This is a genomic window from Candidatus Accumulibacter contiguus, assembly GCF_012940005.1.
GTDB lineage: Bacteria > Pseudomonadota > Gammaproteobacteria > Burkholderiales > Rhodocyclaceae > Accumulibacter > Accumulibacter contiguus.
Window position 1 is genome coordinate 1 of record NZ_SPMX01000076.1, and the last position, 25946, is coordinate 25946.

General features: G+C 62.9%; 19 protein-coding genes and 1 pseudogene. 14 read left to right on the top strand and 6 right to left on the bottom strand.

Features of this window, described 5'->3' with window-relative positions:
- Positions 1 to 751 (top strand): LysM peptidoglycan-binding domain-containing protein (locus tag E4Q08_RS20325; protein ID WP_169071707.1); only part of this gene is annotated, 751 nt, incomplete at its 5' end.
- 57 nt (positions 752 to 808) lie between these two features.
- On the opposite strand, the gene E4Q08_RS20330 is transcribed toward E4Q08_RS20325, so the two are convergent.
- The 4 genes from E4Q08_RS20330 to E4Q08_RS20345 are packed head-to-tail and all read right to left on the bottom strand — an operon-like array spanning position 809 to position 7611.
- Positions 809 to 2818: an ABC transporter ATP-binding protein gene (locus E4Q08_RS20330; RefSeq protein WP_372703810.1), complete on the bottom strand. Its 2010-nt coding sequence runs from the start codon at positions 2816 to 2818 to the stop codon at positions 809 to 811.
- A 14-nt stretch (positions 2819 to 2832) separates the two neighbouring features.
- Complete coding sequence (locus E4Q08_RS20335) at positions 2833 to 4278, bottom strand: ABC transporter permease (RefSeq protein WP_372703811.1); 1446 nt, start codon at positions 4276 to 4278, stop codon at positions 2833 to 2835.
- Positions 4275 to 5252, bottom strand: a complete 978-nt coding sequence (locus E4Q08_RS20340; protein WP_169071709.1) for an ABC transporter permease — start codon at positions 5250 to 5252, stop codon at positions 4275 to 4277. Before E4Q08_RS20340 ends, E4Q08_RS20335 begins: the two co-directional genes overlap by 4 nt.
- Positions 5253 to 5292: 40 nt before the next feature.
- Positions 5293 to 7611 (bottom strand): ABC transporter substrate-binding protein, encoded by a 2319-nt coding sequence (locus E4Q08_RS20345; RefSeq protein WP_169071727.1) that lies wholly within the window; start codon positions 7609 to 7611, stop codon positions 5293 to 5295.
- A gap of 224 nt (positions 7612 to 7835) precedes the next feature.
- Here E4Q08_RS20345 and E4Q08_RS20350 point away from each other — a divergent pair.
- The 3 genes and pseudogenes from E4Q08_RS20350 (at position 7836) to mscL (ending at position 10485) form a co-directional block, all read left to right on the top strand.
- Positions 7836 to 8635: pseudogene (locus E4Q08_RS20350) on the top strand (SDR family oxidoreductase).
- Between the two features lie 151 nt (positions 8636 to 8786).
- On the top strand, positions 8787 to 9944 hold the full coding sequence (locus E4Q08_RS20355) for a pyridoxal phosphate-dependent aminotransferase (protein ID WP_034919669.1): 1158 nt from the start codon (positions 8787 to 8789) through the stop codon (positions 9942 to 9944).
- Positions 9945 to 10050: 106 nt separating this feature from the next.
- Complete coding sequence (mscL, locus tag E4Q08_RS20360) at positions 10051 to 10485, top strand: large conductance mechanosensitive channel protein MscL (RefSeq protein ID WP_169071710.1); 435 nt, start codon at positions 10051 to 10053, stop codon at positions 10483 to 10485.
- Position 10486: 1 nt separating this feature from the next.
- On the opposite strand, the gene E4Q08_RS20365 is transcribed toward mscL, so the two are convergent.
- A complete protein-coding gene (locus E4Q08_RS20365) occupies positions 10487 to 13255 on the bottom strand; it encodes a M16 family metallopeptidase (protein WP_248595039.1) in 2769 nt (922 codons plus the stop codon).
- Between the two features lie 466 nt (positions 13256 to 13721).
- Here E4Q08_RS20365 and E4Q08_RS20370 point away from each other — a divergent pair, with 466 nt between their 5' ends.
- Complete coding sequence (locus E4Q08_RS20370; RefSeq protein WP_169071712.1) at positions 13722 to 14000, top strand: hypothetical protein; 279 nt, start codon at positions 13722 to 13724, stop codon at positions 13998 to 14000.
- Between the two features lie 30 nt (positions 14001 to 14030).
- Here E4Q08_RS20370 and E4Q08_RS25505 read toward each other — a convergent pair whose 3' ends face one another.
- Entirely contained in the window at positions 14031 to 14156 is a 126-nt protein-coding gene (locus tag E4Q08_RS25505; RefSeq protein WP_256436018.1) for a hypothetical protein, read from the bottom strand.
- 253 nt (positions 14157 to 14409) lie between these two features.
- Here E4Q08_RS25505 and E4Q08_RS20375 point away from each other — a divergent pair, with 253 nt between their 5' ends.
- The 9 genes from E4Q08_RS20375 to E4Q08_RS20415 all read left to right on the top strand — a co-directional run bounded on the left by E4Q08_RS20375 (position 14410) and on the right by E4Q08_RS20415 (position 25931).
- The gene (locus tag E4Q08_RS20375; protein ID WP_169071713.1) at positions 14410 to 14502 is read left to right on the top strand and encodes a potassium-transporting ATPase subunit F; all 93 of its coding nucleotides are present in this window, start codon (positions 14410 to 14412) and stop codon (positions 14500 to 14502) included.
- Positions 14499 to 16307: a potassium-transporting ATPase subunit KdpA gene (gene kdpA / locus E4Q08_RS20380; protein ID WP_169071714.1), complete on the top strand. Its 1809-nt coding sequence runs from the start codon at positions 14499 to 14501 to the stop codon at positions 16305 to 16307. The genes E4Q08_RS20375 and kdpA overlap by 4 nt, the downstream gene beginning before the upstream one ends.
- A 16-nt stretch (positions 16308 to 16323) precedes the next feature.
- Entirely contained in the window at positions 16324 to 18390 is a 2067-nt protein-coding gene (gene kdpB / locus E4Q08_RS20385) for a potassium-transporting ATPase subunit KdpB (protein WP_169071715.1), read from the top strand.
- A 10-nt stretch (positions 18391 to 18400) separates the two neighbouring features.
- Entirely contained in the window at positions 18401 to 18976 is a 576-nt protein-coding gene (gene kdpC / locus E4Q08_RS20390) for a potassium-transporting ATPase subunit KdpC (RefSeq protein ID WP_169071716.1), read from the top strand.
- Between the two features lie 42 nt (positions 18977 to 19018).
- Positions 19019 to 19138 carry a CorA family divalent cation transporter gene (locus E4Q08_RS20395; RefSeq protein WP_308240189.1) on the top strand — a complete coding sequence of 40 codons (120 nt, stop codon included), beginning with the start codon at positions 19019 to 19021 and terminating at the stop codon, positions 19136 to 19138.
- Positions 19135 to 21840, top strand: coding sequence for a DUF4118 domain-containing protein (locus tag E4Q08_RS20400; protein WP_169071717.1), 2706 nt, complete (start codon positions 19135 to 19137; stop codon positions 21838 to 21840). Before E4Q08_RS20395 ends, E4Q08_RS20400 begins: the two co-directional genes overlap by 4 nt.
- Entirely contained in the window at positions 21837 to 22544 is a 708-nt protein-coding gene (kdpE, locus tag E4Q08_RS20405) for a two-component system response regulator KdpE (RefSeq protein WP_034913720.1), read from the top strand. Before E4Q08_RS20400 ends, kdpE begins: the two co-directional genes overlap by 4 nt.
- A gap of 463 nt (positions 22545 to 23007) precedes the next feature.
- Positions 23008 to 24228, top strand: coding sequence for a nicotinate phosphoribosyltransferase (gene pncB / locus E4Q08_RS20410; RefSeq protein WP_169071718.1), 1221 nt, complete (start codon positions 23008 to 23010; stop codon positions 24226 to 24228).
- A complete protein-coding gene (locus E4Q08_RS20415; RefSeq protein WP_169071719.1) occupies positions 24225 to 25931 on the top strand; it encodes an NAD+ synthase in 1707 nt (568 codons plus the stop codon). Before pncB ends, E4Q08_RS20415 begins: the two co-directional genes overlap by 4 nt.
- Positions 25932 to 25946: the final 15 nt, after the last annotated feature.

Here is a 25946-nt window from a genome sequence, read left to right on the forward strand (position 1 = left end):
AGTCGACAGCAAACACGCCGAGCCGACCCCCGCCGCCGCGACTCGCAGTCACACCGTTCGCAAGGGGGAAACACTGGCGCAGGTGGCGGACCGCTACGACATGAGCGTCGCCGAACTGAAGCAGCTCAACAAGCTGCGTGGCGATCAGGTGAACGCTGGCGCCAAGCTGGCGGTGGCGGCGCCCGAGCCCAGCAGCAAACCGGCAGTCGCAGGCCCACGCACCGTCCTCGCGGAAGTCGACAGCAAACGTGCCGAGCCGACCCCCGTCGCCGCGACTCGCAGTCACACTGTTCGCAAAGGGGAAACACTGGCGCAGGTGGCGGACCGCTACGACATGAGCGTCGCCGAACTGAAGCAGCTCAACAAGCTGCGTGGCGATCAGGTGAACGCTGGCGCCAAACTGGCGGTGGCGGCGCCCGAGCCAGCCAGCAAGATCCCGGCAGGAAAATCGCGAATCGATGTCGCCGAAATCGAGAGCCGGCAGGGCAAGGCCGACAGCCGCCAGACACTGGCCAAGGCCGACGCCAGGCCTGGGAAGAAGACTGAAGAGTCATCAGACCATTCCCGGCAGGCCAGCAGGAAACAGACCAAGCTCGCGCAATACACGATCCGTCGTGGCGACACGCTGGTCTCGATCGCCAAGCAGTTCCGGGTCGAAAAGGATGATCTGCTGCGCTGGAACCGTATCCACGGCAACGAGATCAAGCCTGGACAGACGCTGACCATCCAGCTCGTGCAGAACACGCTGTAAGTCACCCGTTCTCCGACAAAGCGCCGCCGTGAGGCGGCGTTTTGTCGTGCACCTTGACTATCGATACAGGTGACAGCGTACCGTATGCGTGGTCGACAGCGTGCTCGTCCCGGGATAGCGTTCGCGGCAGACGGCACTGGCCTGCCGGCAACGCGGATGGAAATGGCAACCATCTGGTGGATTGGCCGGCGAGGGGATTTCTCCCGGCAAGCGGATGAACTCCGGTTGCTCGTCCAGACGCGGACTCGGCACGGCGGACAACAGGGCGCGCGTGTAAGGGTGCTGCGGTGAACGCAGCACTTCATCGACCGTTCCCTGCTCGACGATACGGCCCAGGTACATCACCGCCACGGCGTGCGCCAGATGATCGACGACGGCGAAGTTGTGGGTGATGAACAGGTAGGCGAGCCCGAGATCGGCCTGCAAGTCGGCGAGCAGATTGAGAATCTGCGCCTGCACCGAAACGTCGAGCGCCGAGGTCGGCTCGTCGCAGACCACCAGGTCGGGCTGTACCGCCAGCGCGCGGGCAATCGCGATACGCTGCCGCTGCCCGCCGGAGAACTCGTGCGGGTAACGTCCGGCGGCCGCTGGATCGAGGCCCACCTGTTGCAGGACGGCAGCGATCGCCGCCGCGCGATCCGGCCGCTGCGGGTTGGTTCCCGGCATCGCCAGCGCGCGCATGCCCTCGCCGATGATCTCGCCGACGGCCATGCGCGGATTCAGTGAAGCGAAGGGGTCCTGGAAAATCATCTGCAGGCGCCGGCGCAGCGGCCGCAGCTCGCGGCGCGACTGGCCGACGAGTTCCTGTCCCAGCAAGCGCACGCTGCCGCCGCTGGCCGGCAGCAGTTGCAGGATCGCCTTGCCGACCGTCGTCTTGCCGCAACCGGATTCGCCGACCAGCGCCAGCGTGCGGCCGCGCGCCAGTTCGAGCGAGACGCCGTCGACGGCGCGAACGTAGCCGACGGGACGCTGCAGAAGGCCGCGCCGGATCGGGAAATGCACGCACAGATCGGCCACCGCGAGCAGCGCGGGTGTGGCCAGGGTGCCGGTGGTGCTGGCGATCACCTTTTTGCTGCCGGTGCTGTGCACGCGGCCCTGTTCGTCATCGAGGTGGCAGCGGACGCGATGATCCGGACCCACCTCCCGCCACTGCGGTGCTTCCTGGCGGCACAGATCCCAGGCGTGCGCACAGCGCGCGGCGAAGCGACAGCCGCCGGGCATGGCCGATAGTGGCGGCACCTGCCCGGGAATCGTTTCCAGGCGGCCGCCACGCCGCGCCAGGTTGGGCAGGGCGGCGAACAGCTTCTGCGTATAGGGATGGCGTGGAGAGGCAAAGAAGGCAGCGCGCGGCGCCTCTTCGACGATCTCGCCGGCGTACATGACGCCGACGCGGGTCGCCATCTGCGCGACGACGCCGAGGTCGTGGGTGATCAGCAACATACCCATCGCCCGTTCGGCCTGCAAACGCCGCAGCAGTTCGAGGATCTGCGCCTGAATGGTGACGTCGAGCGCCGTCGTCGGCTCGTCGGCGATCAACAGGCACGGATTGCCGGCCAGCGCAACGGCAATCATCACCCGCTGTTTCATGCCGCCCGAGAGCTGGAAGGGATACTCGCCGAGGCGGCGTTCGGGGTCGGCAATGCCGACCGCCGTCAGCAGTTCGAGCGAACGCGCACGCATTGTCTGCCCAGCCAGACCGAGGTGGTGTTCGAGTACTTCGGCCATCTGGCGACCAACGGTCAACACCGGATTGAGGCTGGTCGCCGGTTCCTGGAAGATCATCGCCATGCCGCCACCGCGAACGCCGCGCATATCGGCTTCCGGCAGCCGCAGCAGGTCACGGCCGGTGAATGATACTTCGCCGCCGAGAATCCGCCCGGCGGCCGGCAGCAGCCGCAGCAGTGCCAGCGCCGTCGCCGACTTGCCGCAACCGGACTCACCGAGCAGCGCCAGCGTCTCGCCGGCTGCGACCTCGAAAGCAATGCCTTCGACCGCCGCCAACAGCGAACGCCCGCTGGCAAAAGCGATCGAGAGATCACGCACTTCGAGCAAGCGTTTTTCGTTCACGGTGGTTTCCTGGCTCATGCCGACCCCGCCAGGCGGGGATCGAAAGCGTCGCGCATGGCGTCGGCCAGCAGGTTGGCTGCGAGCACCAGCGTGAACATGAAAACGAAAGCTGCCGCCAGCGACCACCACACCATCGGTTCGCGGGCCAGCTCCAGGCGGGCATTGTTGATCATCGTTCCGAAGCTGATCATCGTCGGATCGACGCCGATGCCGACGTAGGAAAGCACCGCCTCGGCGAGCACCAGGCTCGAAAAATCCATCACCAGCGCGATGATCACGATGTGCATCAGGTTGGGGAGGATGTGCCGCGCGATGATGCGCAGGTCGGAAACACCAAAGGCCTGCGCCGCCTGGATGTACTCGAGTTCGCGCAGCTTCAGCGTCTCGCCGCGCAGCAGGCGGCACAGCCCGGTCCAACTGGTCACCCCGAGAATGCAGCAGAGTGCCAGCAGGCGCAGGTCGGCGCGCTCGGCGGCAGTCGCAAACCATTGCGGATGCGTGTCGATCAGCACCTGCATCATCAGCACCGCGGCGGCGATCAGCAGCACGCCGGGAATCGAACTCAAGGTCGTGTACAGGTACTGGATCAGGTCATCGATCCAGCCGCGGAAGTAGCCGGCGACGATGCCGAGAAAGATCGCCACCGGCAGCATCACCAGCGTCGTCACCAGGCCGATGACCAGGGCCGTGCGAACGCTCTTGAGCACCTGATAAAGGACGTCCTGGCCGACCTTGTCGGTGCCGAAGACGTGGTAATCGCTGGCCAGAATCGCCAGCGGCAGGCCGCACAGCAGCAGCGCGGCGATCGCGGCGAGCACCGCATTGCAGGCCAGATCACTCTCGTTGTGCCAGATGCGCCGCCACGCTTGCCGGTGCGAGCAGTTCTGGCGACGCGCCAGGAGAGCCGCGGTGGCTGCCGCCAGCATCCACCAGACGAGCATTGCGAGGCCGAGCGCGCGCAATACGCGTTCAGCGACGTCGGCATCGCGGCGTGCCTCGTCGCTACCCAGATGCGCGCCGCCATGCTTCAGCCGCGGGTAGTCGCGGCTTTGCCGAAGCTGGCCATCGGCATCGCGGATCTCGATCGATTCCTTGGCGTGCGCACGCGTCGCCAGAGGTTCCGAATAGGTTTTTTCGGTACGCGTGCGCAGCGGCGTCAGGAGGAAGTCGAGCAGCGACAGCACTTCGACGGAATAGACCGCAGTTTTCTCGCTGCTGGTGCCGGTGCCGCGGCCGGCGCTATCTTCGAGGCGCGGCCGATAGTGGAGCGAATCGAGCAGGCCGATGCAGACGAAGACCAGCAATACCGTTGCCGATGCCATTCCCGCCCGGCTCCGGCCGACCCGCTGCCAGGCGGCGCGCAACAGCGGATTGCGCCGGGAGAGCCAGCCGAGCACGCTCGCCGCCAGTACCAGCAGCCAGATCAGCACGTCCGACCAGAGTACGACAGGTGTCATCATTGGAAGCGAATCCGCGGGTCGACGAGAGTGTAGGAGAGATCGGTGAGGATCAGTCCGACGATGTACAACACCGAGCCGATGAACACCATCGCGCGCACGACGGCGAAGTCCTGCGCGTTGATCGCGTCGATGGTGTAACTGCCGAGGCCGGGGATGCCGAAGAACGATTCGGTGAGCAGCGAGCCCATGAACAGCAGTGGAATCACCACCACCACGCCGGTCAGGATCGGAATCATGGCGTTCTGCAGGACATGCCGGAAGAGCACGGCCGCTTCGGCAAGCCCCTTGGCACGCGCGGTGCGGACGTAGTCCTTGGAGATTTCCTCGAGGAAGATCGTGCGGTACCAGCGCGTCGAGGAACCGATGCCGGAGATGACGCCGATCAGCACCGGCAGGATCAGGAACTTCCAGGCTTCGAGGCCGCCGCCATAACCCGAGATCGGCACCAGCCGCCAGAGCTTGCTGACCAGATACTGGCCGCCGATGATGTAGAAGAGGCCCGAGATCGACATCATCGCGACGCACAGGACGACGCCCCAGAAATCGAGATAGCTGGCACGGAAGAAGGTCAGCAGCAAGGCAAACGAGACCGTCACCAGCAGGCCGAGAATGAAGGTCGGCAGGGCGATGGCCAGCGACGGGCCCATCCGCGAGACGATTTCCCTGGCAATGTCGCGACCGTCCTCGGCGCGCCCGAAATCGGCGGCGAACATGCGCGCCGACTTGGCGAAGAAGATGGTATCGGTGAACACCGCACTGCCGGTGGCCGCCGGGTTGATGAACAGCGGCTTGTCGTAACCGCGTTCGGCTTTCCAGCGCTCGATGGCTTCCGGCGTCACGCGCTTGACGCCAAGCTGCATGCGTGCCATGTCGTCGGGCGTGTTGACCACGAAGAACAGCGCGAAGGTGATCAGGTTGACGCCGATCAGGATCGGCACCGCGTAGAGCAGACGGCGAATGAGATAGGCAAGCATGGTTATCGTGAAAGTGGCTGTGGCGGGGTCATCAACGGATTCATCCGCGTGCCGTACTGCGCTCGCGGCGGCGATAGCCGAGCGCCGCCGGCAGGAGCACGGCCAGGAGCAGAACGGCCATTGCCGCCAGCGGCCAGAGTACCGGTCGATTCCATTCCTGCCGCAAGCGCTGCCGCTCGGCGACGTCGATACGCTGGTATTTCAGCGTATTGTGGCCGACCTCGGTCGGTTTGCGATTCTTGAGCCAGACATGGCTCAGCGTATAACTCGTCGGGTGAAAGCCGTAGATCCACGGCGCATCGTGCTGCAGCAGCGCTACCGCCTGGCGGATGATCGCCAGCCTCTCGACGCCTTGCGGTCCCTCGCTCTCCAGGTTCTTCATCTGTTCGAACAGTTGGTCGAACGCCGGGTTGGCATAGTTGGAGGCGTTCTCGCCGCCCTTGGCGACCTTGCTTTCGCGGCTGGCGAGCAGGAACAGGAAGTTTTCTGGGTCCGGATAATCGGCGTTCCAGCCCAGGTAGTAAAGCTGCACCGCACCCTTGCGGACCTTCTCCTGGAAGCGGTTGAAGTCGGTCGAGCGAACCACGAGCTGAATGTCGAGCTTGGCGAACTGGCGCGTCAGCCAGTCGAGTCGCGACTTGTCGCCCATGCCCCCGCTCGTGGTATCGAGATTCAGCACCAGCGGCTCGCCGGTGCTGGCATGGCGGCCATTCGGCCAGCCGGCTTCGGCGAGCAGTTTCTTCGCCACTTCGAGCGGTTTGCGCCGCGCCTGTCCGTCGACCCAGTCGTAGACTACCGGGTTGATGCCCGCTTCACCCTCGACATGACCGAAGATTCCCGGCGGCAGCGGGCCATTCGCGGCAATACCCCGGCCGTTCATGAAGATCGAGATGAATTCCTCCTGGTCGATGGCGATCGACAGCGCCTGGCGCAGCTTCGTCTGCTCTTCTGCAAGGCCACCGACGACCGGGTCGAGCATGTTGAAACCCATGTAGAAGATCGAAGCGCGCACGCTGGTCAGCAGGCGAATCCCCTTGCCGCGCATCTCGTCACTCAATTGCACGTCGCCGCCGACGCCGAGCCGAACCGCCTGATCGAAGCTGTCGGAGGAAATCCCAGAGGCGTCGTAATAGCCCTGCAGGAACTTGTTCCAGTAGGGAATGCTCTCCTTTTCACGCGAGAAGACCGCCTGGTCGATGAACGGCAGCGCCTTGCCGCAGTCGGCCAGCAACCCGTCGGTCTGGTCTTCTGGGTCGCCCTGGCAGGGATAGGCCTCGCCATGGAAGTTCGGGTTGCGTTCGAGGAGCATGCGGCTGTTCGGATTGTTCTGCGTCAGCATGAACGGGCCGGTGCCGACCGGATACCAGTCGAGGGTCAGGTTCTTCGCGGCCATTCCGGGTTGATGGTAGAAACGGTCGACCTCGCGCGGCACCGGCGCGAAGAAGGGCATCGCCAGCCAGTACACGAACTGCGGATACTTGCCGCGCAGGGTGATGCGATAGGTATGGCGGTCGACCCGCGTGACGCCGCTGAGCGCAAAGCGGTCGAGATCGATCCAGGCGTCGGGTGGCAGCGTCCTGGCCTCTGCCTGCAGCGCGGCGCCGAGTTCGCGCAGGCCGACGATGCGCTCGGCCATCATCCCGAAGATCGGCGAATGCAGGCGTGGATGCGCGAGGCGCTTGATCTCGTAGATGTAATCGTCGGCGACCAGCTCGCGACTGGCCGTCATTCTGAAATCGGCAATCGTCTCGATGCCGCGCAGTTGTTCGCTGTCGAGATCCCGATACAGCGGCTGGCCGGTGGCATCGCTGGCAAAGGCCGGATGCGGTTGATAACGGATGCCGGGGCGAAGGCGAATCTCGTAGACACTGTGCGCGATTGCTTCTGCCGGTGCAGTGGCCGGCAGTTCGCGACCGCTGTCGTCGTAATAACGCGGCGCCGGCACGGCATCACTGGTCAGGGGGATCAGTGTGTACGGTCGCTTCAGGTAATGGTATTGCAGCGGCGGCTCGTAGATCTGTGCGGTGAAGGTGATTTCATCCTCGGTATAGGACTGCACCGGGTCGAGATGCTTGGGCCGCTCGGTGAATGCCGAGTAGAGGATGTTCTGGCCGCGCTCGGCGCGCGGATAGGGGTCATTCTGCTCGCTCCCACAGGCCGTGAGCAGGAGCAGCAGCGACAGGAGAAAGGGGAAGCGAAAAAAAAGGCATGGGCCGAAGTGTAGCGCGAAGTGGGCAGCTCTGCTGCCGAACCGATGGCCACTGGCCGTGCTGCTGGGGACACTCGGCAGGACGGGCCATGGCCGACATGCGGACACGCCGATTGCGTCACCTCCCGTCAATACCGGGATCAGCGACATGAAGGTGGTGGTGGATGCAGAGCACAGCACAGCTACTACCCTGACCTCCTGGTCAGCTGCGTTCGATGGCCTGGTAAAGCAGGCGCCTTGAGGTCCGGCAGTCGCCAGAGCAGGTGCACAGGCGGCCATGAATCGCCGGCTCAGGCAGCAATTCCTTTATAATGCGCGGGTTAAGATGATCCAGAAACACGGCAATTTTAGCCAACTTTAGTTACGGAGAACTCATGGGATTCCTCGCAGACAAGCGCATCCTGATCACTGGCGTGCTGTCGAAACACTCGATCGCCTACGGCATTGCCAGGGCCTGTCACCGCGAAGGCGCGCAACTGGCTCTCACCTATCAGAACGATCGTTTCAAGGATCGCGTCGCCAAATTCGCCAAAGAATTCGACAGCACCCTCGTCTACCCCTGTGATGTCTCAGACGACGCCGCGATCGAACAGGTTTTCGCCGATCTTGCCGAAGCATGGGAAGGCTCGACGGTCTCGTGCATTCGATCGCCTACGCCCCCAGCGAAGCCATCGAAGGCGATTTTCTCGCCGGCATCACCCGCGACGCCTTCCGCATCGCGCATGATGTGTCGTCTTACAGCTACCCGGCGCTCGCCAAGGCTGCCCGGCCAATGCTCCTGAAAGGCAGCAAGCCAGCCTTGCTTGCACTCTCCTACCTCGGCGCCGAGCGCACCATGCCCAACTACAACACCATGGGCCTCGCCAAAGCCAGCCTCGAAGCCGCCACCCGCTACCTCGCCTTCTGCCTCGGTCCACAGGGAATCCGTGCCAACGCCATCTCGGCCGGCCCGATCAAGACGCTGGCCGCTTCAGGCGTTGGCAACTTCTCGCGCTTGCTCGCCTACAACGCGCACAACGCACCGCTGCGCCGCAACATCACCATCGACGAAGTCGGCAACGCCGCCGCCTTCATGCTCTCCGACCTCGCCAGTGGCATTACCGGCGAGATCATGTATGTCGATGGCGGACTGAACACCACGGCGCTCGGCAATCCGGAGCCGCTGCCGGGGTGAATGGCGGGTGGGGTGGCCGCCGCGAGGGCCTCGAGCTTAACGTGGCGCCATGAGGCTCAGGGCCGGATTCGTGGATTCGTGAGTCGCTGACGCGACTTTCACATTACACTACTTACTTCCTCACTCGTTACCGCGCCCGGCGCGGATCGCCATGCGCCAGTCATCCGTCGGCATCGACTCGAAGCTGCCCCAGGTCGGGACCACCATCTTTACCGTGATGTCGAAACTCGCCGCCGACTGTGGCGCGATCAATCTCTCGCAGGGCTTTCCCGATTTCCAGGCCGATCCCTCATTGTTCGACGCGACCGCGCGCGCGATGCGCGAAGGACGCAATCAATATCCGCCGATGGCCGGTGTCCCCGAGTTGCGCTCGGCGATCGCCGACAAGGTGGAAGCGTTGTACGGGGCGAGCTACGACGTCGACAGCGAAATCACCGTCACCGCAGGTGCGACGCAGGCGATCTTCACCGCGATCGCGGCCTTTGTACGTGCTGGCGACGAGGTCATCGTCTTCGAACCGGTCTATGACAGCTATCTGCCGGCGATCGAAACGGTCGGCGGCAAGGCGGTGTATGCTGCGCTCGGTTTCCCGGATTACCGGCCGGACTGGCAGCAGGTGCGTTCGCTGATCAGTCCGCAGACGCGCATGATCCTCATCAATTCGCCGCACAATCCAACCGGCAGCCTGCTTGCTGCCGACGACCTCGATCAGTTGGCTGCGCTGACCCGTGATACCGACATCGTTGTGCTCTCCGATGAGGTCTACGAACACATCGTTTTCGATGGCGTGCAGCATCAGAGCGTTGCTGCGCATCCGGAACTGGCGGCGCGCGGCATCATCGTTTCGTCTTTCGGCAAGACCTTTCACATCACCGGCTGGAAGATCGGCTACGTTCTCGGCGCCGCTGCCTTGATGGGCGAATTCCGCAAGGTGCATCAGTTCAACGTGTTTACGGTCAATACGCCATGCCAGCTCGGGATCGCCGAATACCTGCGCGACGCTGCACGCTACCTCGGTCTGGCGGCGTTCTACGAAGGCAAACGCGAGTTCTTTCGCAGCCAGTTGCATGGCTCGCGCTTCGAACTGCTGCCTTGCCGCGGCAGCTATTTTCAACTCGCTCGTTATGGCGCGATCAGCGACCTGCCGGACCGCGAGTTTGCCCGCTGGCTGACCTGCGAGGCGGGAGTGGCAGCGATCCCGGTGTCGGCTTTTCATCACGACGGTCGCGACGAGCGCGTCGTGCGCTTCTGCTTTGCCAAGCAGGAGGCGACCCTGGCCGCCGCCGGTGCAAGGCTGCGTAGCCTGTAAGGGCTGTTCACATGCGCTGGCCATTCCACCTATAATCGCGCGCCGAGTCGAGGAAGAGGGCTCGGCTTCCCGGAAACAATTTCAGAAACAACGTAAAGGATTCGCCATGAGCATGGTGCAGGAGTTCAAAGAGTTTGCCATGAAAGGCAATGTCATGGATCTCGCCGTCGGCGTGATCATTGGCGGAGCCTTTGGCAAGATTGTCGATTCGGTGGTTGCTGATCTGATCATGCCCTTCATTGCCTGGATCATGGGTGGCAAACTCGACTTCTCGGGCATGTTCCTGGTGCTCGGGACCATCCCGGAGGGTACCGCGAGGACCCTGGATGCACTCAAGAAGGCGCAGGTTCCGGTGTTCGCCTACGGCAGCTTCCTCACCATCCTGGTGAATTTCATCATTCTTGCCTTCATCATCTTCGTGATGATCAAGCAGATGAATCGTCTGAAGCGGAGCGAGCCGCCTGCCACAGCTGCGCCACCACCCGAGCCGGCCGAAGAAGTGCTGTTGCTGCGCGAGATTCGCGACAACCTGAAGAAATAGGCTAACGGTCATGGCTGTGGCGACTCGTCAATTGGACTCGTCCGTTGGCAATACCCTTGCGGGTGTCGCCGGCGATGACCAGCGTCATTTGCTCGGGGTCGATGTACTTGCGGAAAGCGGCGCTGACTTCTGACGGGGTGACGGCCATCAGCCTGGCTTCGAAGTCTTTCGAAAACTGCCAGTTGCGGCCAAGATCGAGAAAGTTCATCCAGCGGGAGGCAACCGCATTGTCCTGCGAGCGGGCGACGGCACGCTCTTGGATGATGCCCTTCCTGGCCGCGGCGACCTCTTCGCTGGTGAAACCGTCGCGGCGCGCCCGCCGCAGTTCTTCGAGGAAGGCCTGTTCGGCACGGGCCGCGTTCTGCGGAGCCACCATCACCGCCACATTCCAGCTCGACAGTGGCTGGCGGCTGCCCATCGACAGGCTCGATCCGGCGCTGTAGCTGAGGCCTTCCTTCTGGCGCAGGCGATCGACCATGCGGCTCGACAGGCCGGAATGACCGCCGAAGATATCATTCGCGACGTACAGGGCGGCAGCGTCGGGATCGTCGTCGCGCAGCCGGATGTCGATGCGCGCGCGCAGGAAAGCGTTTTCTTTGTCGGGCGTGTCGATCACGATCCGCTGCGCTGGCACGCTGCGGTATTCGCGATCGAGGCGTTGATACGGCGATCTTGAGACGTGCTCCGGGAATAGCCTCAGCAGTTCGTCATTGATCACTTTTTCATTGAAATCGCCGACGATGGCGATCTCGCCGCGGGCGGTTCCGATGAGGTCGCGCTGATAGCGGATGACCTCGTCCAGGGTCACCTGGCGTAGCTGTTGGATGCGTTCCTGCAGTGAGGCATGGTAACGGGGATCGCCAGGCGGATAGGTGTTGAAGTGCGTGTTCAGGGTGTCGTTCGACAATGTTTCCGGATTGTCGAGCTGGGATTGCAGTGTGGTCAGCATCTCCCGGCGAAGTTCCTCGAACTCGGCTGGCGGGAAACTGGGATCCTGGAGTAGTTGCGCAACCAGTTCCAGCGCCTCGGGCAGCTTGTCGTGGGTCGTTTCAAAGTTCGTCAGGCGGCCTTGAACTTTCAAACGTGTGAGTTGGTCGGCAATCTGCTGGCGGCTCAGGCGGCTGGTGCCGCGGGAGAGCATGGCAATCGCCAGCGTGCCGGCAATGTTGCGGTTCTGCAGCGAGCTTTCGTCACCCCAGCGGAAGCTCATCGCCACGTTCACGGTTTGCCCACGGTTCCTTTTCGGCAACAGCGCAAGCTTCAGATCGCCGAAGGTCTGCAGGCGGGTGCGTCGATCGAGATTCTCGTAGGAGGGATCGAAAGTCTCGCCGACATCGCCATTTTTCTGCGGCTTGAAATTGGCCAGCAGCTCGGCTGCGTTCGGTGCCTGGGGAACCTCGGCGCGTTGTGGAGAATCGTCGGGAATGAAGGTGCCGAGGACGCGGTTGTCGCGAACGAAGTACTTGGCAGCGGCAGCGTCGAGCTGTGTCGTCCTGATCTGGTCGAGTTGATCCCGGCCGTAAAAGAAGAGCCGCCAGTCACCGAGCGCAATGTACTCTGACAGCATCACCGCGAAGGCCTCCGGATCGGCCAGAGCCCGTTCGTAGGCGGTGCGTGACTGTTCGACCGCACGATCGAGTTCAGCGGCGGTTGCGGCTTCCTTGGCGAAGCCGCCCTCGATCACCTCGATCATCTTGTCGCGAACACGATCGAGTGCTTCGCCCTTGTGGAGCAGCGCGCCGAAGACCACAAAGCCAGGCTCGCGCGCGTCGATGCCATAGGAAAACACCTGTGTCGCCAGTCCGCTCTGCACCAGCGCCCGGTAGAGGCGACCATTCGGGGTATCACCGAGCACTTCGACAGCCATGCCGATGGCTTCAGAGTCAGGATGCAGGCTGGACGGCGTGCGGTAGGCGAGGGTCACGAGCTGTACCTCGCCCTTGCGTCGGATCGTGAATTGGCGCTCGCCATCGGCCGTCGGTTCGACCGTCCATTGCTTTGGCAGTACGCGTGTAGGTTTCGGCAGTTTGCCAAAGGTGGCGGCAATCGCGCGGAGGGCCTGGTGCTCGTCGAACTTGCCGGCCACCGTCAATACGGCGTTGTCGGGCTGGTAATATTTTCGGTAGAAAGCCTGCAGGTTTTCTATTTTGACGTTCTCGATGTCGCTGCGCGCACCGATCGTGCTGTTGCCGTAATTGTGCCAGTCAAAGAGCATAGACTGCATGCGCTTCAACATCACGCTGGACGGATTGTTTTCGCCCATCTCGAATTCATTGCGCACGACACTCATTTCGCTGTCGAGGTCTTTCCTGGCGATGAACGAGTTGACCATCGCGTCGGCGCTCCACGCGAGAGCCCACTTGAGGTTGTCTTCGCTGGCCGGGAAGGTGAGATAGTAATTCGTCCGATCGAGCCAGGTGCTGCCGTTGATCTCGAAGCCGCGCGCCTTGAATTGCCGGGCCGGATCGACGAAATTCTTTGATCCCTTGAAGATCAGATGTTCGAGCAGATGTGCCATGCCCGTCTCGCCATAGTTCTCCTGGTGCGAACCGACCAGATAGGTGACGTTGACGGTGGCAGTGGGTTTGGCCGCATCGGGAAAAAGGATGCAGCGCAGGCCATTGGCCAGGCGGTACTCGCTGATGCCTTCGACGGTGGCCAGCTTGTCGACGCCGGCTGGCAGTGGCGTCGAAGCGGATTGCCTGGCCTCAGCGGTCGGCGGCAGCAGGCTCAGCGTCAGCCACGACAACAGGCATGCCAGAGTTTTCATCCAACGATTCATCACGACCACTCCAAGAGATGCGCAGTTTGCTGTCTGCAGCCTGGCAGGAAGTGCCGGTGGCACGATTATAGCTTGCCAGAACGAGAACGGCCCGCTCAGAGGGAGGGCTGGGCGGGCCGGGTACAACGATCACTGTCACGCGGGGGAGGGGGAGGGGGGAGGGCGTGACAGCGACGAAACAGAGAATAGCTAATGCGGACCCGGTAATCTGTTGCTTCTCTGTCCCTGTTGTGTAACGGGGTGTGATCTGCCCAGCGATCGCTGCGAATGATGCGGGACGGGTTTTCGATCGAGCGCCGATGACTATCGTCGCTGCTGCTGTCGATTGCTATTGCCTTTTCCCCATTGAAGCTGGCATTATTCTGTCGTCAAGTCGCAGTGTCCTACCTGCGCTATCGGTCGCCGGCCAATCGTGCGGCGAGTTCGGGTCAATAAAGCAACAAAGGAGCGGGCAATGACTCAGGAAAAGGAAGACATCGGTGTAGCGACAGTCGTGCTGGAGCGCTTGGAAAAGGAACGCTTGCCCAGAGCGCTCGATCTGAAAGCAAAGGTGGACGCGGGTGAGTGCCTCGACGACATGGACATCGCCTTTCTGGAGCGTGTATTTGCCGATTCCGAAGAAGTGAAACCCATCCTCGGTCGGCACCCCGAATATCAGGATCTGGCGGCAAGAATGGCCAGTCTCTACGAAGAGATCACCGCCAAGGCGCTTGAGAACGAGAAGTCCGCCTGACGGTAGTCGTGGTGCGGTGCGGGCAAGCGCTTAAACCTTCATCCTGTCGACACTGGCTTTCAGGCTTCTGGCCAGTTGTTCGAGGCTGCTTGCGGAACGGGATACTTCCCTGGCCGGGGCGCCATTGTCTTCAATCCTCTGTGTGGCATCAATCATGGTGGCGATTTCCTGAGTGGAAACCGTCGTCCGTTCAGCAGAATTGTAGCGGTCCGTGAATTCTTATCGTTCCTTTACAGGCGGCAAGGCTCTTCTTAGACCATCTTGATGTTCCGATGTCTAATATTCTTCTGGTCGACACACTGATACGGAGGAATGTAATGGACATCGTCTATCTAGCCGCTCTCGCTGCCCTGTTCGGCGTCGCTGTGGCTCTGGTCAAGGGCTTCGCGCGACTTGCGGGGAGAAGCGCATGAACCTGCTGACGCTGTTGGCCGGGCTTGCCGCTGCTGGCCTGTTGATCTACCTGATTGCGGCGCTGCTGTTTTCGGAGGATTTTTCATGAGCAACCATGCCTGGTTGTTGCTCGGTCTGTATCTGGGCATTCTGCTGCTTCTGGTCAGACCGCTGGGAATTTACATCGCCAGGGTAATGATGATGGAAAATCGCGTGACCTTGGTCACCCGATTCGAAGACACGCTATTCCGGATGTGTGGCATCGAGCGTAAAGAAGACATGGGCTGGCTGAAATACTCTTTCGCCGTGTTGCTGTTCAACGCGCTCGGCCTGCTGACCGTCTATGCCCTGCAGCGCCTGCAGGTCTGGCTACCGTTGAATCCGCAGGCCATGGCCAATGTCAGCCCGGATTCCGCGTTCAACACGGCGGTCAGTTTCGTCACCAATACCAACTGGCAGGGGTACGGTGGTGAATCGACAATGGGCTACCTGACGCAGATGCTGGGCCTGACGGTGCAGAACTTCCTTTCAGCGGCCACCGGCATTGTCGTCGTCATTGCCCTGATTCGCGGTTTTGTGCGGCATGTTTCGGCGGGCATCGGTAATGCGTGGGTGGACCTGTTGCGCGTTACCCTCTGGATTCTTCTGCCGCTGTCGTCGCTTTTCGCGCTGTTTCTGGCGAGCCAGGGCGTAATCCAGAATTTTGCTGCCTACCAGGATGTGAGCACGCTGGAAGTCACGAAATACGACAATCCGAAGCTCGACGCCGCTGCTCAGCCGCTCAGGGATGAAAAGGGCAACGCCATAACCGAGCCGGCGACGACATCGACCCAGACCTTGCCGATGGGTCCGGTTGCCTCGCAGGAGGCGATCAAAATGATTGGCACCAACGGCGGCGGTTTCTTCAATGCCAACTCGGCGCATCCCTTTGAGAATCCGACGCCATTGGTCAACTTCCTGCAAATGCTGTCGATTTTCCTGATTCCCGGAGCGCTGTGCATTGCCTTCGGTTGCATCGTTGGCGACGAACGCCAGGGCTGGACGGTGCTGGCCGCGATGACGGTACTCTTCGTCACCTTTGCCATCGCAGCGATCTGTTTCGAGCAACAGGGCAACCCGCTGCTGGCGAAGGTCGCCACCGGCGATACCCTCGTAAGCACCACGGCATTGGCCGACGGCAACATGGAAGGCAAGGAGACACGCTTTGGCATCGCCGACTCCGCTTTGTTTGCCACCATCACCACCGCTGCCTCGTGCGGCGCCGTGAATTCGATGCACGACTCCTTTACGCCCTTGGGAGGTCTGGTGCCACTGGTCAATATGCAACTCGGTGAAGTGGTGTTCGGCGGCGTCGGTTCCGGCCTCTACGGCATGCTGGTCTTCGCCGTTCTGGCGGTATTCATCGCTGGCCTGATGATTGGACGTACACCGGAATACCTGGGCAAAAAGATCGAGTCGCACGAGATGAAGATGACCTCGATCGCCATCCTCGTCACCCCCCTGCTGGTTCTCGTCGGCACCGCCATTGCGGTGATGACCGAAGCCGGTCGTGCCGGCATCGCCAATCCGGGCGCGCATGGCTTTTCCGAAATCCTCTATGCCCTATCGTCGGCAGCCAACAATAACGGCAGCGCCTTCGCCGGGCTGTCCGCCAATACGCCCTTCTACAACGTCCTGCTGGCCGTGGCGATGTGGTTTGGCCGCTTTGGCGTGATCCTGCCGGTGTTGGCCATGGCCGGGTCGCTGGCGGCCAAGAAGCGGGTTGCCGCCACTGCCGGCACGCTGCCGACGCACGGCCCGCTGTTCGTCACGCTGTTGATTGGCTCCGTGTTGCTGGTCGGACTGCTCAACTATGTACCCGCGCTGGCGCTCGGTCCGCTGGTCGAACACCTGGTGTTGTGGCCTGCCCGTTGATTGACTGGAGAATTCGATGACTCGCAAGACCTTTTCCCTGTTCGACCCGGCGCTGCTCAAGCCGGCCATCGCCGACTCGTTCCGCAAGCTGAACCCGCGCGTGCAATGGCGCAATCCAGTGATGTTCGTGGTCTATATCGGCTCGATCCTGACGACCCTGGCATCGATTCCGGCCTTGCGCGGCCCGAGTCAGGAAGCGACTTCGTTCATTCTCGCGGTCTCGGTCTGGCTATGGTTTACGGTACTCTTCGCCAATTTCGCGGAGGCTCTTGCCGAAGGCCGCAGCAAGGCGCAGGCCGCATCGCTGCGCGGCCTCAAGAAGGAGACCTGGGCAAAGCGGCTGCATTCCCCGCACGCGGAGTCCGAATGGTACACCGTGCCTGCGGACGATCTGCGCATCGGCAACGTCGTCCTGATCACTGCCGGCGAAACCGTTCCTGCCGACGGCGAGGTCATCGAAGGGGTGGCCTCGGTGGACGAATCGGCGATTACCGGCGAATCGGCACCGGTGATCCGCGAATCCGGCGGCGACTTTTCGGCGGTCACCGGCGGCACGCGCGTACTCTCCGACTGGCTGGTGGTGCGCGTCACCGTCAATCCCGGTGAGACCTTCGTCGACCGCATGATCGCCATGGTCGAAACCGCCAAACGGCAGAAGACGCCGAACGAGATCGCACTGACCATCCTGCTGGCGGCATTGACCATCGTCTTCCTGGGCGTCACCGCGACCCTGCTGCCGTTCTCCCAGTTCAGCGTGACGGTGGCCGGATCGGGCTCGCCGGTCAGCATCACCGTCCTCATCGCGCTGCTGGTGTGCCTGATTCCGACGACCATCGCCGGCCTGCTTTCCGCCGTCGGCGTTGCCGGCATGAGCCGCATGATGCAAGCCAACGTCATCGCCACCTCGGGCCGCGCCGTCGAAGCCGCTGGCGACGTCGACGTGCTGCTGCTCGACAAGACCGGCACGATCACGCTCGGCAATCGCCAGGCCGCGGCCTTCCTGCCCGCCGACGGTGTCAACGAGGCAGAACTCGGCGACGCCGCGCAACTGGCGTCGCTCGCCGACGAAACGCCGGAGGGTCGCAGCATCGTCGTCCTCGCCAAGCAGCGCTTCAACCTGCGCGAGCGCGACGTGCACGCGCTTGAAGCACAGTTCGTGCATTTCTCGGCGCAGACGCGGATGAGCGGCGTCGATGTGCCTGGCCGGCAAATTCGCAAGGGGGCGACCGACGCCATCCGCCAGCATGTCGAGGCCATCGGTGGCGCCATGCCGGTGTCGGTGCTGACGGCGGTCGAGGCGGCGGCGCGGCGTGGCAGCACGCCGCTGGTCGTGGCCGACGGCACGCGCGTGCTCGGCGTCGTCGAGTTGAAGGACATCGTCAAGGGCGGCATCAAGGAGCGTTTCGCCGAACTCCGCCAGATGGGGATCAAGACGGTGATGATCACCGGCGACAACCGCCTGACCGCCGCGGCGATTGCCGCCGAGGCAGGCGTCGATGACTTTCTCGCCGAGGCGACGCCGGAAGCCAAGCTGGCGCTGATCCGCCAGTACCAGGGCGAGGGCCGCCTGGTCGCGATGACCGGCGACGGTACCAACGATGCGCCGGCGCTGGCGCAAGCGGACGTCGCCGTGGCCATGAACTCCGGCACCCAGGCCGCCAAGGAAGCCGGCAACATGGTTGACCTCGACTCCAATCCGACCAAACTGATCGAAGTCGTCGAGACCGGCAAACAGATGCTGATGACGCGTGGCGCCCTGACCACCTTCAGCGTTGCCAACGACGTCGCCAAGTATTTCGCCATCGTTCCAGCCGCCTTCGTCACTACCTACCCGGCGCTCTCGGCGCTCAACGTGATGGGACTGGCGAGCCCAGCCTCGGCGATTCTCTCGGCGGTCATCTTCAACGCCCTGATCATCATCGCGCTGATTCCGCTGGCCCTCAAAGGCATCCGCTATCACGCCGTCGGCGCCGCCAGCTTGCTGCGTCGCAACCTGGCGATCTACGGACTCGGTGGTCTCGTCGCCCCCTTTATCGGTATCAAGCTGATCGACATGGCGCTGGCCGCCGCCGGTCTGGCCTGAGGAGGTATCCATGAAAATGCTGCTGCGTCCCGCCATTTCGCTGTTCGTCTTGCTGTCGCTCATTACCGGTGTTCTGTATCCGCTCCTGGTCACCGGCGTGGCCCGGATCGCCTTTCCTGCCGCCGCCGGAGGCAGCCTGATCATCAAGGACGGCAAACCGATCGGCTCTGCACTGATCGGCCAGAACTTCAGCGATCCGAAGTACTTCTGGGGCCGCCCATCGGCGACGGCACCCCAACCCTATAACGCTGCCGCATCCTCGGGCTCGAACCAGGGACCCTTGAACCCAGCCCTCGCCGATGCCGTCAAGAGTCGGGTCGAGGCGCTGCACGCCGCCGACCCTGGCAACCAGCGACCCATACCGATCGACCTGCTCACGGCTTCGGCCAGCGGTCTCGACCCGCACATCAGCCCGGCCGCTGCCGACTACCAGGCGGAGCGCGTCGCCCGCGCCCGCCATCTCGAGATGAAGGCCGTGCGGCAACTGCTTGCCGAGAATACTGAAGGCCGCGACCTCGGCGTCTTCGGTGAACCGCGGGTGCATGTCCTCAGGCTCAACCTCGCCCTCGACGCGCTGCCGCAGTGAACACCGGCGGCCTCGCAGGCGGGCGTGTCGGCATCGGAAAGGATGAACTTCAAGGTGATGCCTGAACTGGAGTGGGAATACGGCTACCCGCTGGCGTTGGCCATGATCGCTGGTGCCATGGGGTTTCTCTTCTTCCGCTTTAGGCGCCTGGGCTGGCTATGACTGAACGTCCCGACCCCGATCAACTCCTGGCACGCGTCCAGGAGGAAGAGGCTAAAGCCGCACGCGGCAAACTGAAGATTTTCTTCGGCGCATCGGCCGGCGTTGGCAAGACCTACGCGATGCTCCTCGCCGCCCACCAGCAGAAAGAGCTGGGAACGGACGTGCTCATCGGCGTCGTCGAAACGCATGGCCGCAAGGAAACCGAGGCCTTGATCGCCGGTCTCGAACGGCTACCCCAGCTTGAAATTCCCTACCGCGGCAAGGTGCTCAGGGAGTTCGATCTTGACGGCGCACTCGCGCGCCGTCCAGCGCTGATCCTGATGGACGAACTGGCCCATGCCAACGTCGCCGGCTCGCGCCATCCCAAACGCTGGCAGGACGTGCATGAACTGCTCGCTGCCGGCATCGACGTCTACAGCACGGTCAATGTGCAGCATCTGGAAACCCTCAATGATGTGGTCAGCGGCATCGCCGGCATTCGTGTCTGGGAAACCGTACCCGACCGTGTCTTCGACGACGCCGACGAAGTGGTGCTGGTCGACCTGCCGCCCGACGAATTGCTGCAGCGCTTGAAAGAGGGCAAGGTCTATCTGCCGCAGCAGGCGGAACGTGCGATCCGCAACTTCTTCCGCAAGGGCAACCTGATCGCCCTGCGCGAGCTGGCGCTGCGCCGCACGGCCGACCGCGTGGACGACGAGATGCTGGCCTACCGCCGCGAAACCTCGGTGAGCAAGGTATGGCAAACGCGCGACGCGCTGCTGGTGTGCATCGGACCGGGAAGGGGTGGCGAGCGCCTGGTGCGCACCGGTGCGCGCCTGGCCGGGCGGCTTGAAGCTCCATGGCATGCCATTCACGTCGACACGCACACCGCGGGGCCGGAGCCGGAAGTGCAACGCCAGCGCATCGTCCGCGCGCTCGAACTGGCTGCTTCCCTCGGTGCCGAAACCGCGACACTTTCGGCCAACGAGGCGGTCGCCGCGATCGTCGACTATGCTCGCACTCAGAATCTGTCGCGGGTGCTGGTCGGGCGCGACCACTCGCGCCCCTGGCAACCCTGGTACCGTTCGATCGCCGACCGTATCGGCCACGCCGCGCCCGACCTCGACGTGGTTCAGGCGGCACGCAGCGAGGACAAGCGCGCCGCCGTGCCGGCGCCGACGGCTCCACCGACAGCTGGCGAGTGGCTGGCCTATCTCAAGGCAGCGGCGATCTGTGGCGCGCTAACGGCTCTGGCGGCGCCGCTGGCCGGCGCGATCGAACTCACCAACATCGCCATGTTGTTCCTGCTCGCAGTATTCTTCGTGGCCATGCGTCTTGGCCGTGGCCCTGCGGTGGCCAGCTCCTTTCTGGCAGTTGCGGCCTTCGACTTCTTCTTCGTGCCACCGCGTTTTTCCTTCGCCGTCAGCGATGCACAATATCTGATGACCTTCGCCGTGATGCTCATTGTGGCCTTGATCACAGGCCAGCTCACCGCGCGTTACAAGCAGCACGCCGATGTGGCAACGCAGCGCGAGGCGCGCGCCCGCGGGCTTTACGAAATGGCACGTGATCTGTCGGCAGCCTTGCTGCCGATGCAGATCGCCGAGGCTTGCGATCGCTTTCTGGCGGTCGAATTCAATGCCCAGGCTGCGCTGCTCCTGACCGACGCCCAAGACCGCTTGCGAGCGGAAGTCGTCAATGCCAGACCGGGTACCGCCGATACGCTGATCGTCGACGAGGGCGTCGCCCGCTGGGCCTTCGATCACGGCGAAGCGGCAGGACTGTCTACCGACACCCTGCCGGGCAGCCCGCTGCTCTATTTGCCGCTCAAGGCGCCGATGCGCACGCGTGGCGTTCTCGCCATCGCGCCGCGCGACCCGCTACGCGTCCAGGGTCCGGAGACGCGCCGCCAGCTCGAGACCTTTGCCAGTCTGGTGGCGATCGCCGTCGAGCGCATGCACTATGTCGAGGTGGCGCAGGCGACGCTGCTGCAGATGGAATCCGAGAGCCTTCGCAACTCGCTTCTGGCCGCCATCTCGCACGATCTGCGAACACCGCTGAGCGTACTCGTCGGCCTGGCTGAATCGCTCAGGCTGACGCAGCCGAGCGACGCTCAGGCTTTGATCGTCGAAACCCTCAAGGAGGAAGCGCTACGCATGAGCACCAAGGTCAACAAGTTGCTCGTTATGGCTCGTCTGCAGGCCGGCAGGGTTCAGCTCAACCGCCAGTGGCAGCCGCTCGAGGAAGTGGTCGGCAGCGCGCTCAAGGCCATGGAAATGTCGCTGACTGCACATTCGGTTCGTACGGCGCTACCCGATGAGCTGCCACTGATCGAGATTGATGCGGTACTGATTGAGCGGGTGCTCTGCAATCTTCTCGAAAATGCCGTCAAGTACACACCGGCCGGCACCGTAATCAGCATCGGTGCCATGCTGCGCGAGTACGAGATCGAAGTCTGGGTCGACGACTGCGGTCCGGGTTTGCCGAAAGGACGCGAAGAGAGTATTTTCCAGAAGTTTGAACGCGGTGCGCGGGAAAGCACGACGCCGGGGGTAGGGCTGGGTCTGGCCATCTGCCGCGCCATCGTCGAAGCGCACGGAGGCAGGATTCATGCCGAGAACCGCGCCAATGGCGGGGCACGTTTCCTCTTTTCTCTGCCTCGCGGTGTACCGCCGACGGTCTGCGAAGATGACTTGCTGGCGGCAGAGGACATCACTCCATGAACAACCCGATCGCCGGCATTGTCGTCGTCGAGGATGAAGCCAATATCCGCCGTTTCATCAAACTTGCGCTCGAAAGCGAAGGCTATCAGGTCTTCGAAGCCGACAGTGTGCAGCGTGCCCTGATCGAGACCGGCACCCGCCGCCCCGACTTGGTAGTGCTCGACCTCGGTCTTCCTGACGGTAACGGGATCGATTTCATTCACGAACTGAGAAGCTGGTCGGAGATGCCGGTGATCGTGCTTTCGGCGCGCAACGCCGAGACCGACAAGGTCGCTGCACTCGATGCCGGTGCCGATGACTACCTGACCAAGCCCTTCGGCACCGCCGAGTTGCTCGCCAGGGTACGTGCGCAATTGCGCCGTCGCAGCCGTGATGATCGCGGTGTGGCCATCATTGAATTCGGTGCGATGCGTGTCGACCTGACGCGGCGAAGCGTCGAACGCAACGGCACCGTGATTCACCTGACGCCGATCGAATACCGATTGCTCTGCTATCTGATCGCTAACCCCGACTGCGTGCTGACGCATCGGCAATTGCTGAAAAACGTCTGGGGTCCGGCGCATGTCGAAGACAGCCACTACGTGCGCGTTTATATGGGCTATCTGCGCAAGAAGATCGAAGACAATCCGTCGCGACCGCAGCACATTCTGACCGAAGCGGGTGTGGGCTACCGTTTTGTCGGTTCGCGAGCGGGCGATCAGTGAACACGCCTCTGCTCGGTACACCGAATCGATGTCCGGTCACAAACGGTCATGACTTTGCAAGACACCCCCGATGATGAAAGTCATGACCGTTTCCCCTCTCCCCCAACCCCTCCCACGGCCCGCGCTGCATCGCGGGCCGGCTGCGGCGGCGCGGAGCAGTGCTCCGCGAAACCCCGCCTTCGCCCCCGCGAGGGGGGAGGGGAGATTCGAGAGTCGCTCGCGACTTCCATAGTAATGCTTACAAATATAGAGCATTAGTCCCCGGGCCAGGCGATCGCCTGCTCTTTTAGATAGCTGTGGTCGATGAAGCCGCGTTCATAGCTCGGCCCGATAGCTTCCCTCGCCACTCGCGGGGGAGCGGGCAGAAAAAAATTTTGTGTCTGTTAGTTGCAAAATGCAACAAAGTGGTCTACAGTGTGTTCATGCGCCGGCTGGTCGGCGTTGCCGAAGAAGGAGAGTGAGTATGACCTGGCAGAAGATTCATCCCCCCGTCGTTCGCAGCCTGCTGGAAAACGACCTGTACAAGTTCACGATGTGGCAGGCGCTGCTGCATAGCCACCCGGGAGCGCAGGCCGAATACGCCTTCTTCTGCCGGAACCGGCCCGTCTATCCGCTGGCAGAGCTTAAGGCCGACGTCGATGCCGAACTCGACCAGTTGTGCACCCTGACCTTCGGCGACGATGAACTCGCGTATCTGCGCAGCCTGCGCTTCATCAAGAGCGACTTCGTCGACTTCCTCTCGGTGTTTCGCTTCCAGCGCCGCTTCATCAGCACGCGCGCCGACGGCGAGCATCTGCGGGTCGTCGCCAGCGGCCCCCTGGTGCATGTCATGGCCTTCGAGATTTTTGTGCTCTACATCGTCAATGAGCTCTATTTCCGCCGGCTGTCGACCGAGGCTTCGATCCTTGCCGTGGCGCGCGAACGACTGCAGGCGAAGGTCGAATTCCTCAAGTCGGAGCGCCCGGCGCTGCTGTCGGCGAACGAGCCTTTCATCTTCTTCGACTTCGGCCTGCGCCGGCGCTATTCCGCTGCCTGGCACGAGGAAGTCGTGCGCACGCTGGCCAGAGAGGTGCCGGAGCATTTCCGCGGCACGTCCAACGTCTACTTTGCGAAGAAGCTGGGGCTGACGCCGATCGGCACGATGGCGCACGAGTACCTGCAGGCTTACCAGGCGTTCGGCTTCCGCCTGCGCGATTTTCAGAAAGCGGCACTCGAGGCCTGGGTGCAGGAGTACCGCGGCGATCTCGGCATCGCGCTGACCGACGTGGTCGGCATGGATGCCTTTCTCGCCGATTTCGACCTGTACTTTGCCAAGCTGTTCGACGGCCTGCGCCACGATTCGGGCGATCCCGTCGAATGGGCGGAGAAGGCGCTGCGCCACTATGCGCAACTGCACATCGACCCGATGAGCAAGCGCCTGGTCTTCTCCGACGGCCTCAACCTGCCGCGCGCGGTCGATCTGTACCGGCGTTTGCGCGGACGTGTGCAGACCTCCTACGGCATCGGTACCGACCTTTCGAACGATACGCCGCACCAGGCGCTGAATGTGGTCATGAAAATCATGGCGTGCAACGGGCAGCCGGTCGCCAAGCTCTCCGATTCTGCGGGCAAGACGTTGTGCGAGGACCGCACCTTCCTTGCCTACCTGCGCCAGGTCTTCAATCATCCGCTGGAAACGCCATGAGCCACTTTCGCATCACCCTCGCGCAGTTGAATCCGACGATCGGCGACATCGACGGCAACATCGGCCTGATGTGTCGAGCAGCCGCTCAGGCGCATGCCGAGCAGGCGCAGATGGTGGTTTTCCCCGAACTGTCGCTGACCGCTTACTCGCCCGGTGACCTGCTCGATGAACCCGAATTCATCGAGCGCGCGGCGGCGGGCCTGAACACGCTGCTTGCAGCCAGCCATGCGACACCGGGCCTGTATTGGGTGGTCGGCGCGCCGACGCGGCGCAGCGGCCCCGGCAAGCCGCTCGAAAACAGTCTGCTCGTGATTTGTGATGGCGCCGTCGTTGTCCGCTACGCGAAGCAGTTGCTGCCGACCTACAACATCTTTGACGAGCGCCGCCATTTCGAGCCGGGGCCGGATGTCGCCCGGATCCTGCGCGTTGGCGGCACGCAGGTCGGCTTCCTGATCTGTGAAGACGGCTGGAATGACGCCGGCAGCGACTATGCGGTCAACCCGTTTAGCCGCCTCGCCGATGCCCGTCCCGATCTGCTGGTGACGATCAACGCCAGTCCGTCGAACATCGGCAAGCGCGAACAGCGCCATCGTCTCTTTGCGGCGGCCAGCCAGCGCCACCAGATCCCGCTGGTCTATGTGAACCAGATCGGCGGGCACGACCAACTGGTCTTCGACGGCGCCTCGTTCGCAGTTTCTCCAACGGCTGGTGTGGTTTTCGAGGCGCCGCGCTTTGCCGAAGCGGTGAGCACGCTGCTGTGGGACGGCACGCTTTTTCTGTCGGCTACCGGGGAAGCGCTGCCGCCGATCGTCGCCGGTGGTTTGCCGGTGATGGAGTTCTACCGCCGGCAGATCGTTCTCGGCTTGCGCGACTACGCTCGCCGCTGCGGCTTCAGCCGCGCGGTCGTCGGTTCCTCGGGCGGGATCGACAGCGCGCTGACGCTGGCGCTCGCGGTCGAGGCACTCGGCGCGGACCATGTCGTCGCCATCACCATGCCCTCGTCTTTCTCGACGCCAGGCAGCGTCTGCGACTCCGAAGTGCTCTGCCGCAGGCTCGGAATCCGCCTGATCGAGCATCCGATCCGCGACCTCGTCAGCCAGTTCGCAGCGGATTTTGCCTCAGCCTGCAACGGCCCCTTGCGCGGCCTGGCGCTCGAGAATCTGCAGGCGCGGGTGCGCGGCACCATCCTGATGGAGTATTCCAACAGTTATGGCCACCTGCTGCTCACCACCGGCAACAAGAGTGAAATCTCGGTCGGCTATTGCACGCTGTACGGCGACACCAACGGCGGTCTGGGTTTGATCGGCGACCTCTACAAGACCGAAGTCTTTGCCTTGAGCCGGCACCTCAACGAATGCGCCGGTGGCGAAGTGATCCCGCAGGCGATCCTCGACAAGGAGCCTTCGGCCGAACTCGCGCCCGGTCAGCGGGACACCGACAGCCTGCCGCCGTATCCGCTCCTGGATACGATCCTCAAGGTGCTGATCGAGGGTGAGCGCCTCGGTGCCGGCGAGCGCGCGGAAGTCGAGTCCGCCTATGCGCAACTGCTGGCCGACGCCGAGGGCAGGGCGCTGCTGACGAGAATTCGGCGCATGATCGCGCGCAACGAATACAAGCGACGCCAGGCCCCGCCGATTCTGCGCCTGCGCGGGCGCGCTTTCGGCAGCGGCCGGCAGATGCCGATTGCCGCTTGCTATGACTGAACAGGAGCCCATTAA